Consider the following 16,562-nt stretch of genomic DNA (forward strand, 5'->3'; position numbering starts at 1 on the left):
GAGGCGGCAAAACCGATGTCGGCAAAACCGATTGCCGCATAACACAGAAGCCAATATAGGAAAACGCAAGGCCGCGATCTGCGGCAGTCCGCAATGAGGAAGACCATGGCAATTGCAACGACGCCGCTTGTTTCTCTCGCTCTGCCTGAAAAGGGCGCGGCCCGCCTGGCGACGCAGCTTTTACTGGCGATCGTTGGAACACTGGTGCTGACCTTGTCGGCCAAGACCAGGGTTTTGCTCGGACCGGTCGACATCTCGATGCAGACCCTGGCCGTGTTCCTGATATCAGCTGCATTCGGCATGCGCCTCGGCGTCGCCACGCTGCTTCTCTACATGGCGGAGGGCGCGATGGGCTTGCCGGTCTTCCAGGGCACGCCGGAAAAGGGCATCGGCCTTGCCTACATGCTCGGCTCGACCGGCGGCTATCTTGCCGGCTTCGTGGTCATGGCGGCGATCGTCGGCTGGGCCGCCGATCGCGGCTGGGATCGCCATCCGGTCAAGCTTTTCAACGCGATGCTGGTTGCCGAAATCGTCATGATGGCGATGGGCTTTGCCTGGCTGGCGCTGCTCATCGGCCCGGAAAAGTCATGGCAGTTCGGCGTCGTGCCGTTCATCGTCGGCGATCTGATCAAGGTCGGCCTGGCGGCGAGCCTTGTGCCGGCCGTCTGGTCGCTGCTCAAACGCTCCTGAACTCTGGTCGACAGATCGGGCGCGGCACTGATCGAGCACGCAACCACAGATCGTGGAATGGGTCCCGTTTCAGCGACGGCCTGCCTCGAGTTCTCGTCAAAGCAAGCCGCGCCAAGCGGTCGGTAACACTTTGCTAACGACACCGTCACACTATGTTCAAATCGACTGATTAAGGACCAGAAGAGCCAGCGGTTCGTCGCGAGTCAGCGTAACCAGGCAGCTACATATCGACACAATTGCTCGATACCGCTGCTGGATAGCTAAAAAAGAAAGCGGCGCGATGACTTTTAGGCGCAGCTAAAGTAGTGGACAATTAACAGGATTCGACCAACCGCATCGATTCTCGCGATATGGTTGCTTGCTGGTATCTTGGCGCTGTCGTAACGCTTGCCCCGACCGTGCCAAAGACCGCCGAGAAGGATACTTGTGATCACCTCGAAAAAAACAACTGTTAAGGCGACTGTGTTGCCACAGCGGCCCGCAACCGGCGCCGCAGCGCGCTGGTATGCCGCCAGCGTTTTTCCGGGAAAAGAAGACGTCGCCGAACGGCATCTCCGGATACAGGGTTTTCGCCCGTTTATCCCTCGCTGCGAGAGGACCATTCGTCATGCCCGGCGCGTCGAGACGCGACCGGCAGCCTATTTTCCAGGTTACATGTTCATCGCCCTCGATGTCGCGCTGCAGCGGTGGCGCTCGGTCAACGGGACGTTCGGTGTGCGCTCCCTCATCATGCAGGGCGAGCGGCCATTGCCGGTCCCGTCGGGGCTGGTGGAGCGGTTCATTGCCCTGACCGACAAGGACGGCTTGCTTGATTTCAGTGGAGGCCTTACTGCGGGCGCTTCGGTTCGGATTCTTTCGGGCCCTTTCGCGGAGATGATCGGTCGCCTTGACCGGCTCGATCCGGCTGGAAGGGCCCGGGTTCTGGTTGCCATCATGAATGGCGAGATCCCTGTCGACCTGGATTCAAGGGAACTCGTCGCGATCGCGTAGCGCCACCATCAAGGCGGCGCGGTATGTAAATTGTTATGGTATCTGCTCTCGGGATTCACCCGGGAGTGCGGTAGCCGTCGGTTGGTAAGACTCGCGCTCTGCGAGATCGTCTCATCCGCGCCGATTGGGAGTACGTGGCATGCGAATAACAATGATTGGCGCCGGCTATGTCGGGCTTGTCTCGGGCGCCTGTTTCGCCGACTTTGGCCATCAGGTCTGCTGCATTGATCGCGATCCAGAAAAGCTTGCCATGCTCAAGGGCGGCAAGATCCCAATCTATGAGCCAGGGCTCGAGGAACTCGTCACGACCAACGCTTTGCAAGGTCGCTTGCGTTTCGACGACAATCTGGCGGACGCGGTTTCTCAATCGGATGTCGTCTTCATCGCCGTGGGCACGCCGTCGCGACGTGGCGACGGTTTTGCCGATCTATCCTTTGTTTATGACGCGGCGGCCGAAGTAGGCCGGGCGCTGAAGGGATTTACGGTCGTTGTGACGAAATCAACGGTACCTGTTGGTACTGGTGACGAGGTCGAGCGAATTATCCGCGAGCAGAATCCAACGGCCGATTTTGCGGTGGTCTCCAATCCGGAATTTCTTCGCGAGGGATCGGCGATCGACGATTTCAAGCGACCTGATCGCATCATTGTCGGCACCGACACCACAGGGGCCAAGGCAGTGATGGGCGAGGTCTACCGTCCGCTCTCGCTGAATGCCGCGCCGATTTTCTATACGAGCCGACGTACGGCGGAGCTTACGAAATATGCAGGGAATGCATTTCTGGCGATGAAGATCACCTTCATCAACGAAATTGCCGATCTCTGCGAGCGGTTGGGAGCCGATGTGCAGGACGTCGCGCGGGGCATCGGCATGGACAATCGCATCGGCGCAAAGTTTCTTCACGCGGGGCCGGGCTACGGCGGCTCCTGTTTCCCGAAAGATACGCTGGCGCTGGTCAAGACAGCGCAGGACGCGGCAAGTCCCATCCGGCTTATTGAAACGACGGTCTCGATAAACGACCAGCGTAAACGGGCGATGGCGCGCAAAGTGGTCGATGCCTGCGGGGGCTCGGTTCGCGGCAAGACCATTGGTGTCCTCGGCCTTACGTTCAAGCAAAACACCGACGATATGCGCGACGCCCCCTCATTAGCCATCATTCAGGCGCTGAAGGATGCGGGCGCTTCGATCAAGGCGTATGATCCGGTCGGCATGGAGCAGGCGCGCAAGTTGATCGAGGGCATTGAATTCGGGGACAGCGCCTACGCGGTAGCCGACGGCTCCCATGCGATAGTGATCGTCACCGAGTGGAATGCCTTTCGGTCATTGGATCTCAAGCGGCTCCGTGCACTCATGGCGATGCCAGTGATGGTTGACCTTCGAAACGTTTACCGAGGTGAGGATGTCGTGAAGGAAGGCATAGCCTATTCGAGCGTTGGCCGAGAGCGGCATCTTTGCAGGTGAATGTCAGGTTTTCGTGGGACCCGGTTCGCGAGTGGCAATTTGAACACCACCACCATCCAACTGCCCAATCCAAAGCATCTCCTGCTTCGGCCGCGCTTTCAGCTGCTGGCGCTGTCACCGGCCCGCCATGGCCGGGCAGCAGCAGGCGGTCTGGGCCGCCGATCGTGGTTGGGATCGCCATCCGGTCAAGCTCTTCAACGCGATTCTGGTTGCCGAAATCGTCATTATGGCGATGGGCTTTGCCTGGCTGGCGCTGGTCATCGGCCCGGAAAAATCATGGCAGTTCGTTATCGTGCCGTTCATCGTCGGCGACCTGATCAAGGTCGCCCTGGCGGCGAGCCTTGTGCCAGCCGTCTGGTCGCTGCTCAAGCGCTCCTGAACTCTGGGGCGCAGCACTGATCGGCAAGCACAGGAATGATCCGTTTTCAGCGACGGCTCGTCGGACTCGTCAACGCAGGGCGGCGTCCATTGGGCTGCATCTGCAATGCAACGCTTTGCTAACGATACTGTCACACAATGGTCAAGACTGGGGACTAAGGACCAGCCGGCGATCGTCGCGAGCCAGTGTAACCAGGCGGCTACACAGCGACGCAATCGTTCTGTATCGCTGGTTGGGTCGCAAAAAAATAATGCAGCTCGATAACTTCTTAGGCACAGTTTAATGGACAAATAGCAGGAATTTTTCGACGAACCGCCTTGATCCCCGCGAGACAGCTGCTTGCCGAGATCGTTGCGCTGTCGCGACCCTTGACATCAACCATGCCGAAGACCGCCGAGAGCGAGACGCGTGATTAGCCCGAAAAAAACAACTGCTAAGGCGACTCTATCGTTGCAACGGCCCTCAACCGGCGCCGCAGCGCGCTGGTACGCCGCCAGCGTTTTTCCGGGAAATGAAGACCTCGCCGAACGGCATCTCCGGTTACAGGGGTTTCACCCGTTTATACCTCGCTGCGAGAAGACCATACGTCATGCCCGGCGCATCGAGACGCGACCGGCGGCCTATTTTCCAGGTTACATGTTCATCGCCCTCGATGTCGCGCTGCAGCGGTGGCGCTCGGTCAACGGAACGTTCGGTGTGCGCTCCCTCATCATGCAGGCCGAACGGCCATTGCCGGTGCCCTCGGGATTGGTTGAGCGATTGATTGCCCTGACCGGCAAGGACGGCTTGCTTGATTTCAGCGGAGGCCTTACTGCAGGCGCCTCGGTTCGGATTCTTTCAGGTCCTTTCGCGGAGATGATCGGTCGCCTTGACCGGCTCGACCCCGCCGGAAGGGCCCGGGTTCTGGTTGCCATCATGAATGGCAAGATCCCTGTTGACATGGATACAAGGGAACTCGTCGCGATCGCATAATTGACGCTCGGTTATGCGATGCAAGCTGCTGCAAAGCCGGCTCTCGGGTTTCACCCAGGAGTGCGGTAGCCATTGTGGTGGCGGAGAACGCTCCGCGGAAATAGCTGGATGGGCGATGTGGGTCATTATCGCACGTTTACCGCAAGGTAAGATTACACCAAGCCAGCAGGCGATGGATTCTTATGTCGCGAGTGATGATGATGAGCGAGAAGAATTATACTGCGATTTCCACCACGTTGCGTACGTGGCTGGTGACTTTCTGCGCATCATTGGACAATCTTGACAGGGTTCGCTCCCCAATGAGTCTTCCGCACGGGTTGCTAAAGTGTACAAACAATGTTCATCGAGAAAATTTGTAATGAATTTAGACGATTTGAAAATAGCAGTTATCGGTTTGGGCTATGTCGGCCTGCCTCTGGCGATGGAGTTCGGCAAGAAAAGGGCTGTCCTCGGATTTGACATAAGGGAATCCAGGATCGACGCGCTGGAGCGCAATGAGGACTCGACCCTAGAGGTCGATGCCGCAGCGTTTTCTGAAGCGAAACATATCTCGTTCTCGAACTGTGCCGACGATCTACGCGGGTGCGGCATTTTCATCGTCACCGTTCCGACGCCGATAGACCCCGCCAATCGCCCAGACCTGACGCCGCTCATCAGGGCTTGTCATACGGTCGGATCGGCACTGTCGAAGGGTGCTGTAGTCATCTTCGAATCGACTGTCTATCCCGGCTGCACCCGCGAGGTATGCATGCCAATTCTTGAAGCGACGTCAGGTCTGAAATTCAATGAAGATTTCTTCCTCGGCTACAGCCCCGAGCGGGCCAACCCCGGCGACCGCGAGCATCGGCTGACCACCATCACCAAGGTCACCAGCGGTTCGACCCCCGAAGCGGCGGAAGCAATCGACGCGCTCTATGGCTCGATCGTTCCGAAGGGCACCCACAGGGCCTCGTCAATCGAGGTGGCGGAAGCCGCGAAAGTCATCGAGAACACGCAGCGCGACCTCAACATCGCGCTGATGAACGAGCTCTCCATCATCTTCCACAGGCTCGGCATCGACACGCTCGAGGTGCTCGCCGCGGCCGGCACCAAGTGGAACTTTCTGCCGTTCAGGCCGGGCCTGGTGGGCGGCCACTGCATCGGTGTCGACCCCTATTATCTCACCCACCGCGCCCAGGAGGTGGGCTACCATCCTGAGGTCATCCTGGCCGGCCGGCGCATCAACGACCGCATGGGCGAGGTGGTGGCCGAGCGCGTCGCTCTCCTGATGATGAAGCGCGGCTTTCCCGTCGTCGGCAGCCGTGTCCTGGTGCTTGGCATCGCATTCAAGGAGAACTGTCCGGATCTGCGCAACACCAAGGTGGTCGACACCATCGCGGCACTTTCGGAGATGAACGCCCGCATCGACGTCTGGGACCCTTGGGTATCCCGGCAGGACTGCGTCCATGAGCACGGCATCGAGCCGCTTGCCGGGCTGCCCGCGCGGGGCGCCTATGACGCAGTGATCGTGGCGGTCGGCCATCGCGAGTTCGCCGAGCTCGGCGCTGGCGGCATCCGCGTCTTCGGCAAGCCGAATGCCGTGCTCTACGACGTCAAGGGCATCTTCCCGCGCGCCGAAACGGACGGCCGGCTGTGAAAGTGCTCGTCACCGGCACTGCCGGCTTCATCGGCTTCCATGTCGCCAAAACGCTGCTTCAGCGCGGTGATGAGGTGGTGGGCTTCGACGTCGTTAACGACTACTACGATCCCAGTCTGAAGGAAGCGCGGCTGAAGCTGCTCGAGGAGACCGCCCGCGGCACCAATTCAGGCTATCGTTTCATGCGCGCCAACCTGGCGGACCGGCAGGCCGTGGAGGCCTGCTTTTCCGAGCACCGCTTCGACCGGGTGATCCACCTCGCCGCCCAGGCCGGCGTGCGCTACAGCCTGGAAAACCCGCACGCCTATGTCGAGTCGAACATCGTCGCCTTCGCCAACATGCTGGAGGCCTGCCGCCACGCGGCCGTTCCGCATCTCACCTATGCCAGCACCTCGAGCGTCTATGGCGCCAACACGAAGATGCCCTTCTCGGAGCACGAGCCGGCCGACCATCCCCTGCAGTTCTACGCCGCCACCAAGCGCGCCAACGAGCTGATGGCGCACAGCTACAGCCATCTCTTCCGTCTGCCCACCACGGGTTTGCGCTTCTTCACCGTCTACGGCCCCTGGGGCCGGCCCGACATGGCGCTCTTCCTGTTCACCAAGGCGATCCTGGAAGGCCGGCCGGTGCGCCTTTTCAACAACGGCAACCACAGCCGGGACTTCACCTACGTCGACGACATCGTCGAGGGCATTATCCGCGCCAGCGACCAGCCCGCTTCGCCTAACCCGGAATGGAACAGTTTCGCGCCCGACCCGGCCTCGAGCAACGCGCCCTGGCGGGTCTTCAACATCGGCAATATGAGCCCCGTGAAGCTTCTGGACTATGTCGAGGCACTGGAGGAGGCGCTGGGCAAAAAGGCTAGTAGGGAATTGCTGCCGCTGCAGATGGGCGACGTGCCCGACAGCTTTTCCGACACGTCGGAGCTCGAGGCGGCGGTGGGGTATCGGCCGGGGACACCGGTGAATGAGGGGGTGAGGCGCTTCGTGGAGTGGTACCTCGCGCATAGAGCTAAGCCATATGGACTGTGATTATGGCGTTCACAAGTTTCTAGCTAATCAGCTTTTTTGGCTTCGGAATGCACAGGGCTCTCTTCTATATTCCTAAGTTAGATCGCGAAGGTCCGCAAAAGGTGTTTGGCGTTGTCGCCAGTCACCTTGGGGACTGGGGAGTTGAATGCACAGTTCTCGTGCACGAACCCGGCGGCCTTGCTTGGGATACTTTGCCGTCGCGGGTAACACGATATGCCCTTTCTGTTGACCAAAGGTCGTTTCCGTGGGCAGCTTACGTTCGCAAGGCCCGGGAAATAGAGCCAGATGTCATCTTTACAACAGGGCGCACTATCGACATATCCGCTGCGGCTCGGGCTTCCAGGGTTTTGAAGGTTCCTCTAATTGTTCGGCCTGCCAACACTATAACATCCAATTTTCGGGAGCTGGCCCGTCGGTCTATGTTCAAGCACAAGCTTGCTTGGGCCTGCAGCGTACTGTCGCTCCATGCAGCAGACCACATCGTTGCACAGAGTAACGTTCTGCAAGCAGATTTCTATAAGTATAGCGTTCGCAAAGATAAGATCACGGTTATAGGAAACCCGGTCATTCCTTCGGATCTCGAGCTCGCCCCGCGCGGTGCGGCACCAAGCAGCTTGTCGTTAGTAGCCATAGGGCGCCTTACGCATCAAAAAGGCTTCGATATCCTCATTGAGGCTATTTCCCGAATTCGAAAGATCAACGGCAAGGTCCATTTGCGAATAGTTGGAGACGGTGAAGATAGAGCTATACTAGAAGCAAAGATCGGCGATCTGGGAATCGGATCGAACGTCGAGTTGGTAGGCTATCGGAACGACATTAATAAAATAATTGATTCCGCGGATTTTGTCATAAACTCATCCCGTTACGAAGGCTTCCCTAACGCAGCGCTCGAAGCGCTGTCCCGCGGCGTTCCCGTAATTGGTGTGGCCGGGGTGGGCGGCATAGAAGAGCTTGTGATCACTGGCAAGACCGGTTGGATAGCACAATCACATAACTCAGAGCACATAGCCGACGCCATCCTTGCTGCGTCAAGTTTCGACGGATGGTCTCGCAGTGAAGTACGGAGGTCTACGCTCGAAAAATATAACGTCGGGACTATCGTTGGACAGTATGCCGACCTTATTTCTAAAATGGCGCGCTTGAGAGATAAGTAAAATGCAGCCTCGCTTTAGCATTTGTATACCAAACTACAACTACGCCAGGTATATTTATGAGACAATAGAAAGCGTTATAAGCCAGTGTGATGCGGATTTTGAAATCAATGTAAGCGACAATTCGAGCACCGACGACTCAATTCGCGTTATAGAAGGTTTTCGCCTGAGGTATCCCAACGTTCAGCTCAGAACCAGTCGACGTAACATTGGGTTTCCCGCAAACGTCGCCCGTGCCGCCGAAATGGCATCTGGTGACTACATGATCCTTCTATCGTCAGACGACACATGTGCCCCCGGGGCCCTGGCTGCATATACTGAGCTTTATACCGCACTGGAGGATCGGGCCACAACCAGCGTGGTTGCTAGCACCGTCAACGTGATCGATGCTGAAGGCAAAGTCCTGGGTTCACGCGGTCTTGATTGGAAACTTTGGCAAGGAGCGACGCTCGATGGTTCGAAGAGCGACAGGCTGGGCGTCAAGGTCTACCGCACCGATCCAGAATCATTGTTACGTCGGAGCCTTCAACTTTTGCGTTCACCTTTTGCGTTTGCCTCGACATGTTACTCTCGACAACTTTACCAACAAGTCGAAGGTTATCACCACGGAGCGGCATTCAACCCCGATAAACGATTTGCATGGGATTTGATCACTGAAGCCAGTGATGTTTATTTTATTGACCATCCCTGTTTCAATTACCGGGTGCATGCGGGAAATCAGGCCGCGATACAGGCTGGCACTGGTGCGCTTAGGCACTTAGTCGATGAGTACAATGCGACTCTGTCTGTCTCCGAGGACACGCTTCGAAGGGCTGGGATGTCAAGGGAAGATCTTTGCGTAGCATTCATTGAGCAGGATATCGGTCTAAGAGGACTTCGGGAGGTAGCCGCAGGTAACAGACACCTGGCACGTCGTATGCTTCGCTTCGGCTTGGCATGTTATCCAACCATCGCCGCCCGCAATAAGATAATTTCGTTGCTTCGAACGTCGCTCGCCGTCGGCCCACTCGGGACGATGATAGCTAGTCGTGTGAAGGGGGCAGCCGAACGTAGGTGGAATATCAAGGAAGCCGGAGGACAATAAAGATTGACGCGCATCGTTATAGATCTGGACGGAACGCTCTCGGTTGACTCAGAGTTGCCTTACTCCGAACGAATTCCGAATATGGCGGTTGTAAAGAAGCTTAGGGAGTACCATGCTCTTGGGTTTAATATAGTCGTCCATTCCTCTAGAAACATGAGAACTTATTCGGGTCAGATTGGAAAGATAAACGTCCACACCCTCCCGTACATAGTGGAATGGCTCAATCGCCACGATGTTCCGTTTGACGAGATCATCGTAGGCAAGCCATGGTGTGAAACCGCTGGCTTTTACGTCGATGATCGCGCAGTTAGACCGAGTGAATTCACCTCACTGAGCTATGATCAGATCCTTGAGCTTCTTGTTGGCGAGAAGGCTGCGACGTGAGCTCACAACCGGTAGTTCTAATAACGTCCGGGGCGTATGTGGATCAGGAAATCGCCGCAGAGTTCGGAAGAATGCCGCCAGCGTTTCTGCCAATTGGATCGAAACGTCTATACGAGCTCCAACGCGAAGTCTTAGGAGAGCCGACCACTCTTTATCTGTCGATCCCAGAGAGATTTCACCCTACAGAAGCTGACAACGAGGCCCTGGAACGACTAGGAATCACGCTTATTGCCGTTCCCGAGAGCCTGTCATTAGCTGAAAGTGTTTTATTTGCGCTGAATAGCATCGACTATCATATTACATCGCTTAAAATTTTGCATGGTGACACGCTGATACAGGATATACCGAGCACGGTAGATGATGCATTTTCAGTCACTAACGCAAACGTCGGTTACAAATGGGCTGATGTGTTCTCGCGTGATGGTCTGGTTGAGTCGGTTGAAATGCCTGCCGATGACCAGAGGCGAAGTAGTGAGGTAGCCAGCGGTTACTTTTCGTTTTCACGAATCAATGTTCTGCTTAAGGCTTTGACCCAGGCCAGAGGGCACTTTGCTACTGCGCTTACGAGCTATGCCCGGGCCGTTCCGGTACAGCTCCTGAGAGTTGACCAGTGGTACGACTTTGGTCATCTTCAAACTTTCTACGAGTCACGGCGGAAGATAACAACCGCACGATGGTTCAATGAGATTCAAGTTAAGGACCATTGTGTCCTTAAATCAAGCGAGGACGAGCTCAAGCTTCGCGCAGAGGCGGCATGGTTTCAATCTGTTCCCTTGAAGATAAAGCCATACACCGCGCGCTTCATCGGAACAGAGTCTGTGGAACACAAGTTCGGCTATATGACGGAGTTCGAACAAAGTCCTTCGCTTGCGGAACTGCTGGTGTTCGGAGTCCTGCAACAGTCCGCCTGGACAAGAATCATTTCCTGCTGCATCGAGTTCTTGGATGCTTGCAGCAGTTTTTCTGCCCCAAGAGACATGCCTGAGCCGCTTGACCGGCTGGTTCAAGCGAAGACGTTTGAGCGTTTGGAGGCGTTCGGGAAACAGTCGCGTTTCGAATTAGACGCACCACTTTCGATCAACGGGTTTCCCGTTCCATCTTTGCGCTCGATAGCACGTGAGATGGTGGAGCAGATCAGTAAAGAGGGTCAAGAGTTTCGCTGCGTCATGCACGGTGACTTTTGCTTTTCCAACATCCTTTATGATGCACGCAAACAGCGGATTCGTGTCATAGATCCAAGGGGTCATTTAGATGGTATTCAGACGATTTATGGTGACCAACGATACGATCTTGCGAAGCTAATTCATTCGGCGATTGGTGGCTACGATTCCATCATTTTTGGCCGGTTTAAATGTACGTGGCGAGATAGTTACAGCGCAGAGTTGACCTTCGCCGACAGCCATATCACTTCATGGCTAGCCAGTGAGCTCTCGGCTTTAGACACTAAGCTATGCAAGGTCAGGACTCGTGCTTCGAATGCAATAATGGTCACGCTTTTCCTTTCTATGCTTCCATTGCATAGGGATCGGCCCGATCGCCAGATGGCCTTCATAGCAAACGCCCTGCGCCTGTACCTCGAACACAAAGAAATTTATCCATGATCATCCTGCCGATGGCCGGCCTCTCCCGGCGCTTCGCGGATGCCGGCTACCGGCAGCCTAAGTACATGCTTCCTCTTTGGGGCGCTTCATTGCTTGCGCACTGCATTGAAAGCTTTCGAAGTTATTTTGGCCAAGAGGCATTTTTATTCGTTTGCCAAGAGGACTCCAATATCCGAAACTTTATCGATTCTACGTGTCAAGAAGTAGGGCTAGAGCGGTTCGATATTGCTTCTGTGAACGGGCCAACGCGCGGCCAGGCCGAAACTGTGATCTTGGGAATGATCTCCAAAAATGTTTCGGGCGACGACTCATTGCTAATCTTCAACATTGATACCATCCGACCTGGCCTGGTGCTTCCATCATTTGTCAAAGACAGCGGCTATGATGGCTATTTGGAGGTTTTCGAGGGACTAGGAGAAGGCTGGTCCTTCATTGAACCTGATCCCTCCGAACCGAACATGGTTTTGCGCACAGCAGAGAAGGTCCGGATCTCAAATCTCTGCTCGACGGGGCTCTACTACTTCAAGACGGCTGCGGACTTTCGTGAGGCCTATGAGAAAGAGCTTGCTCAACCGTCGAGTCACGAGCTGTACGTCGCGCCCCTTTACAACCATCTTGTCCGCGACGGGCGCAAGATAGCGTACTCGGTCATTGACGAAAGTCAGGTCGTATTCGCCGGGACGCCAACTGAGTACGAAGCTGCGGTATTAATGGCAAGGCCAGACAGCGATGATCCGTCGCTCATCAAAAGCGAGCGGTCGCGAGGCTCAATGGCCCAGGAGTCATGAGCCTGCCTGGTGAAGTCCCAGTTCAGGCTCAGCCGATGAAGATATTCGCGTCGTTTGACCGGGGCTATTTGCCGACCCGCCGCCGGAGATTCGCCTGGCGAAAATGGCCGACTTCGGCTCGAAATTGCGATAAATCGGCTTGATCACTGGAATACTAATGAACAATCACTTAGCTCGCTTTTCAAGACGACACCTGCAAACGGAACAGGAGGCTCCTGCCGCACTTCGCCTGCCCTTGATTCTGTTTCTTGCGTTTTATGTCGGTGGGATGTTCCACATTTTCAAGTCAGGTCTGCCGCAGCCGGCAGATTTCATTGTATTTGCGCTTGTTCCGTTGGTCGCCCGAAAGGTTTCGAATCTTGTTCCCGTAACGTTTATCAATTGTGCGGTGGGGCTACTCGGATGGGTCTTACTAGTCAACGTTGTAACGTATGCGGGGTACGAGGACAGAAAGCTGTTGTTTGCAACAGTATTTTATCTGTTCAACTTTATAGTGTTTCTAATAACGTTAGCTATGGCTCTCGACAAGCCAAGGGAGTTCTTTTCGTGGCTCCGAATTGCCGTATTTGCGTCAGTTTCGCTTCAATTGCTTTTCACTCTTTTTGTTTCGTCCGGACTGCGCAAAGCAGGTACGTTTGACAATCCAAATCAGCTTGGTTACTGGGCTGTCTTGAATATTGCTTGCCTCGGCTACAGCCTCGGTGGAAAGCGGTTGGCAGCACCAGACGTGGCTGCTCTAACAGCGTTGGTCTTTTTAGCAGCAAGTTCGCTGTCCAGAGCAGCGATCGTCGCTGCAGTGGCCGGCTGTGCGGCAATACTGGTTATACAGGGATGCAGCCGTCGGCTGCTAAATGCCGGTGTTGTTGCCGTCCTTTGCTCGCTACCGATCTTATTATCGAGCGGCATTATCGGGACTTATCTTCAAAGACTCGAGGTTGTGTCCTCGTGGGAGCAGCGTTTGGATGAGTTGCAGGGACGAAATATAGACGAGTATTCTACTCGAGGCTACGAGCGAATTGAGAATAATTTGGAATATATCTTTTTCGGGGCTGGTGAAGGGGCATATGAAAGATTTGTCGACACTGGTCCTGCACTGGAATTGCATTCTACCTTTGCATCGATATTGATGTCATATGGGCTAGTTGGCGTTGTTTTATTCCTGCTTTTAATCATGCAGGTGTTCAAGGGGACATTATGGCGTCACACACTGTATTTCCTCCCAGCAGTTCTCTACGGGTTAACTCACAACGGGATTCGCTTCAGTTGGCTTTGGGTCGTACTTGGGTGCATTGCGGCGCAGGGAGTTATACTAGGCGGATTGCGCAAACAGCGCTCAGGGCTTTGATCATCGTTGACTCTTCGACCGAGTGGGTGGTCTGTGGCGCCTGAGATTTCTTAGCCCACTTCTGAGAAAAATTTGAGGCTCTTGGCGCAGAGCCACATGTGGTTCTTATGGCCAGGCACGGGCTAGCCCCTTGGGAAGAAATATGCCTTTTTTCCCGTTGTTTTCGAAAACTAAGCCACACACCCTCATGACGCTAAGTGATTAATGCTCAACAACATCCTGAAAATAGCGGGCGCGAATGCTGCCGGGCAAGCCATAACAATTATCGTGGCCCCAATACTCACGCGATTGTATGCCCCAGATAGCTTTGGTGCTCAAGCCGCATTTATTACATACACCTCCCTTTTCTCGGCCTTTGCAACACTAAGCCTAAATCAAGCCTATGTCATCGAGAAATGGGCATATCGCGTTCATGGCCTGGTCATCGCAACATATGTCTCCATAATATCCGTGACATTGCTATTATTCATTTTACTCCTGGCTCTCCCTGCCAGCTTTATTGTGGACGTTGTCGGCGTTAACAAAACTGTCGCGTTACTACTTCCGCTTTCTGTCCTATTTAATTCAATCGCGCTGGTGCAGGTCGGATTGGCTCTCCGAGACAGAGGCTTCGCCCTGATCTCCTTACACTACCTAACCTCCTCGATCTCAATTTCGGCCTTTCGCCTTGCCGGGGGCATGCTATTGGCAACGACTACCACAATGATTGCCACTTATATTCTTGGCGTAATCGCGTCAATCATTCCATTTCTGGGACGGCGTTTACGACCACCATCACTTATCTCACGCATACGTATCATACCACGCGCGGTTTGGGGGTATCGAGATTTTGTGTTTCTGCGGACACCACAGACTTTTATAAATATGTTTTCAGTTGGTTTTCCCATTCTCTTTATCAATTCTAACTATGGATCTGATGATGCCGGGTTCTATTCCCTGGCTATGTCGATGCTCGGCGTTCCTGCTGCATTATTTAGTCAGGCCGTTTCAAGCGTTATTATGGCGAGTATGACCGACTTCGAGCGAATGGGACACTCCCTACATCCGATTATAACGCGCTACTCTTCTGTTATTGCTGCATTGGCTTTTCCGCCTTTTCTTCTTATAGGTCTTTTTTCTCCTATGGTGTTTTCTATCGCCTTTGGTCCTGAATGGATTGATGCGGGCCGTTTTGCGCAAGCGATTGGAGCCTCAGCATATTTTATGTTCATAAACAAACCAGCTGTAGTCGCCTTGACGGTGCGGCGACGACAGGGCATCCTACTCTCTTATGAAGTACTATCTGTCTTTATTAAGATTCTTCTGTGCATTTTTTCGGAATTATATGACCTAACGGCGTTTCAATTTGTCTTAGCGCTCAGTCTCACTTCGTCCTTTCTATATGTGTTTTTGATCGCATTCTCCATGCTCGATGCAAAAGGGAGCCCAAATTGACCGAGTTCGCACAAGTCGATCGCGCCCATTATAACTTTGATAAGTACGTCAGGAGGACGCGATGGAATAGTTTTTGGTATCAGTTAAGAGAGGTGTCTAAATACGACCCTGCCTCTGTGTTGGAAGTTGGGCCTGGCGACGGTACATTCTCTCGTTTGCTGCGCAATATTGGGATCCCTGTAACGACGCTCGATATAGCAAGTGATCTAGAACCAGACATACTGGGTTCATTAATGCGTATGCCGATTGATGACAGTGCGTTCGACTTGGTATGCGCATTTCAGGTGTTGGAGCATATCCCTTTTGGGGACGTGGAACGGGCGCTGGAAGAAATCCATCGCGTTACAAGACGATATGCGGTGATAAGCGTGCCGGATATTAGTAGAAATATAGCGGTTTCGGTGCGAATAAATCGTCGCCTGCACTTCGAACGTGTGTTCTCGTTGCCAAGAGTTTTTTTGCCGAAGCATCGATTCGATGGAGAACATTACTGGGAGTTGGGAAAGCATGGTTTTTCAACTGCCACATTTATTGCTAAGCTTGAGAGATACTTCACGATTGGTAGTCGATTCCGTCCCATAGAGAACACGTATCATCACTTTTTCATTTGCGAGAGGAGATAGATGAATAATCCTCCGCCACGTGATTTCGTTTCTATTATTATCCCAAATTGGAACGGAGGTCTTTACCTTAGAGGCTCCATCAGAAGCGCTCTGTCTCAAGATTATGAGTTGTTTGAGGTCATCGTTGTCGATGATGGATCAACCGACGGGTCAGTGGAAGCAGCTTCAAACGAATTTGAACGCATACGAGTTGTCTCTCAGGCACGTCGGGGCGCTGCTGCAGCTCGGAATCGGGGGTTGGATGAAGCTAGGGGGCGGTTTATAGTATTTCTCGATTCGGACGATCAGTTGTTACCAACTTATCTCTCTTCCCAAGTGAAGTTCTCCAAAACGTTATCAAATGACATGTTATCGGTCTGTGATCGTGTTTATATGAACTCCGATCTAACTGAGACGTTGCGACGAGAGCAGCTTTTGCCATTAAAGGTTGGCGAAAGTTCCGTATCGCAAGTGGTCCGGCAGATAATACAGACTTCCTCACCGATGCATCGAAGGGAGGCGCTTGATAAGGTAGGAGGTTTCGATCCTACCCTGAAACAAGGTCAAGAAAGAGACCTTCATCTGCGTTTGGCGTTGGCCGGTTATTCTTTCGTTAGGAATCCTTTTGTCGGTCTCAAGATCAGAGAACACGATAGCTCTGGGAGGATTTCCAATCAGCAGTTCGCTCGATCGTCACCGTTCCATGATTTGGACAGAATTAATCGTGAGTACCAGAGAATTGTGGATGGGATGGGGGCGAATATAGAGCGCCGTATTATCGAGACGATTGCGAAGCGGTATTGGGCGGGCGGTCGACGTTGTATTCGAGCTGGAAGGCTTGCGGAAGCGGAGATTTACTTCGATGCGGCGAGGTCCTGTGGCGTTCAGGATTACCTATGGGGCGGTTGGGTTTATCGAGCTCTTTGCAGGATGTTCGGGCCTGTACGTGCAGAAAGGCTGCGCTTAACGCGCTTCCATCGTTGAGGCGGTTTGCCAAGGAGTTTGTCGTGCGTTTC

Annotated in this window: 16 protein-coding genes and 1 pseudogene; all 17 read left to right on the forward strand. The window is 54.2% G+C overall.

What is annotated here, in order from left to right; all coding sequences use genetic code 11:
- Nucleotides 1-105: 105 nt before the first annotated feature.
- The 17 genes and pseudogenes from AC0L15_RS00265 (at nt 106) to AC0L15_RS00345 (ending at nt 16,530) form a co-directional block, all read left to right on the forward strand.
- Nucleotides 106-690, forward strand: a complete 585-nt coding sequence (locus AC0L15_RS00265; RefSeq protein ID WP_287065171.1) for a biotin transporter BioY — start codon at nt 106-108, stop codon at nt 688-690.
- 462 nt (nt 691-1,152) lie between these two features.
- Entirely contained in the window at nt 1,153-1,680 is a 528-nt protein-coding gene (gene nusG / locus AC0L15_RS00270; protein ID WP_287246604.1) for a transcription termination/antitermination protein NusG, read from the forward strand.
- 139 nt (nt 1,681-1,819) lie between these two features.
- Nucleotides 1,820-3,139 (forward strand): UDP-glucose dehydrogenase family protein, encoded by a 1,320-nt coding sequence (locus AC0L15_RS00275; protein WP_473495774.1) that lies wholly within the window; start codon nt 1,820-1,822, stop codon nt 3,137-3,139.
- Between the two features lie 151 nt (nt 3,140-3,290).
- Nucleotides 3,291-3,518 (forward strand): annotated as a pseudogene (locus tag AC0L15_RS00280) (biotin transporter BioY); the annotation flags it as partial.
- 408 nt (nt 3,519-3,926) lie between these two features.
- Entirely contained in the window at nt 3,927-4,490 is a 564-nt protein-coding gene (gene nusG, locus AC0L15_RS00285) for a transcription termination/antitermination protein NusG (protein WP_473495775.1), read from the forward strand.
- 115 nt (nt 4,491-4,605) lie between these two features.
- On the forward strand, nt 4,606-4,773 hold the full coding sequence (locus tag AC0L15_RS00290; RefSeq protein WP_287238850.1) for a hypothetical protein: 168 nt from the start codon (nt 4,606-4,608) through the stop codon (nt 4,771-4,773).
- Between the two features lie 75 nt (nt 4,774-4,848).
- On the forward strand, nt 4,849-6,126 hold the full coding sequence (locus AC0L15_RS00295; RefSeq protein WP_473495776.1) for a nucleotide sugar dehydrogenase: 1,278 nt from the start codon (nt 4,849-4,851) through the stop codon (nt 6,124-6,126).
- Nucleotides 6,123-7,157, forward strand: a complete 1,035-nt coding sequence (locus AC0L15_RS00300; protein WP_287323046.1) for an NAD-dependent epimerase — start codon at nt 6,123-6,125, stop codon at nt 7,155-7,157. The genes AC0L15_RS00295 and AC0L15_RS00300 overlap by 4 nt, the downstream gene beginning before the upstream one ends.
- Before the next feature lie 47 nt (nt 7,158-7,204).
- A complete protein-coding gene (locus AC0L15_RS00305) occupies nt 7,205-8,311 on the forward strand; it encodes a glycosyltransferase (protein ID WP_473495777.1) in 1,107 nt (368 codons plus the stop codon).
- 1 nt (nt 8,312) lies between these two features.
- Nucleotides 8,313-9,392 (forward strand): glycosyltransferase family 2 protein, encoded by a 1,080-nt coding sequence (locus AC0L15_RS00310; protein WP_473495778.1) that lies wholly within the window; start codon nt 8,313-8,315, stop codon nt 9,390-9,392.
- A gap of 3 nt (nt 9,393-9,395) precedes the next feature.
- Nucleotides 9,396-9,776: an HAD family hydrolase gene (locus AC0L15_RS00315; RefSeq protein ID WP_287238860.1), complete on the forward strand. Its 381-nt coding sequence runs from the start codon at nt 9,396-9,398 to the stop codon at nt 9,774-9,776.
- A gap of 38 nt (nt 9,777-9,814) precedes the next feature.
- Nucleotides 9,815-11,377, forward strand: coding sequence for a hypothetical protein (locus AC0L15_RS00320; protein WP_473495779.1), 1,563 nt, complete (start codon nt 9,815-9,817; stop codon nt 11,375-11,377).
- The gene (locus tag AC0L15_RS00325; protein WP_473495780.1) at nt 11,374-12,165 is read left to right on the forward strand and encodes a glycosyltransferase family 2 protein; all 792 of its coding nucleotides are present in this window, start codon (nt 11,374-11,376) and stop codon (nt 12,163-12,165) included. The genes AC0L15_RS00320 and AC0L15_RS00325 overlap by 4 nt, the downstream gene beginning before the upstream one ends.
- 157 nt (nt 12,166-12,322) lie before the next feature.
- On the forward strand, nt 12,323-13,510 hold the full coding sequence (locus tag AC0L15_RS00330; protein WP_473495781.1) for an O-antigen ligase family protein: 1,188 nt from the start codon (nt 12,323-12,325) through the stop codon (nt 13,508-13,510).
- 204 nt (nt 13,511-13,714) lie between these two features.
- Nucleotides 13,715-14,944, forward strand: coding sequence for an oligosaccharide flippase family protein (locus AC0L15_RS00335; RefSeq protein WP_473495782.1), 1,230 nt, complete (start codon nt 13,715-13,717; stop codon nt 14,942-14,944).
- On the forward strand, nt 14,941-15,567 hold the full coding sequence (locus AC0L15_RS00340; protein ID WP_473495783.1) for a class I SAM-dependent methyltransferase: 627 nt from the start codon (nt 14,941-14,943) through the stop codon (nt 15,565-15,567). Before AC0L15_RS00335 ends, AC0L15_RS00340 begins: the two co-directional genes overlap by 4 nt.
- The gene (locus AC0L15_RS00345; protein WP_473495784.1) at nt 15,568-16,530 is read left to right on the forward strand and encodes a glycosyltransferase; all 963 of its coding nucleotides are present in this window, start codon (nt 15,568-15,570) and stop codon (nt 16,528-16,530) included.
- The last annotated feature ends 32 nt before the right edge of the window (nt 16,531-16,562 follow it).

Source organism: Mesorhizobium sp. WSM4846 (genome assembly GCF_055811415.1).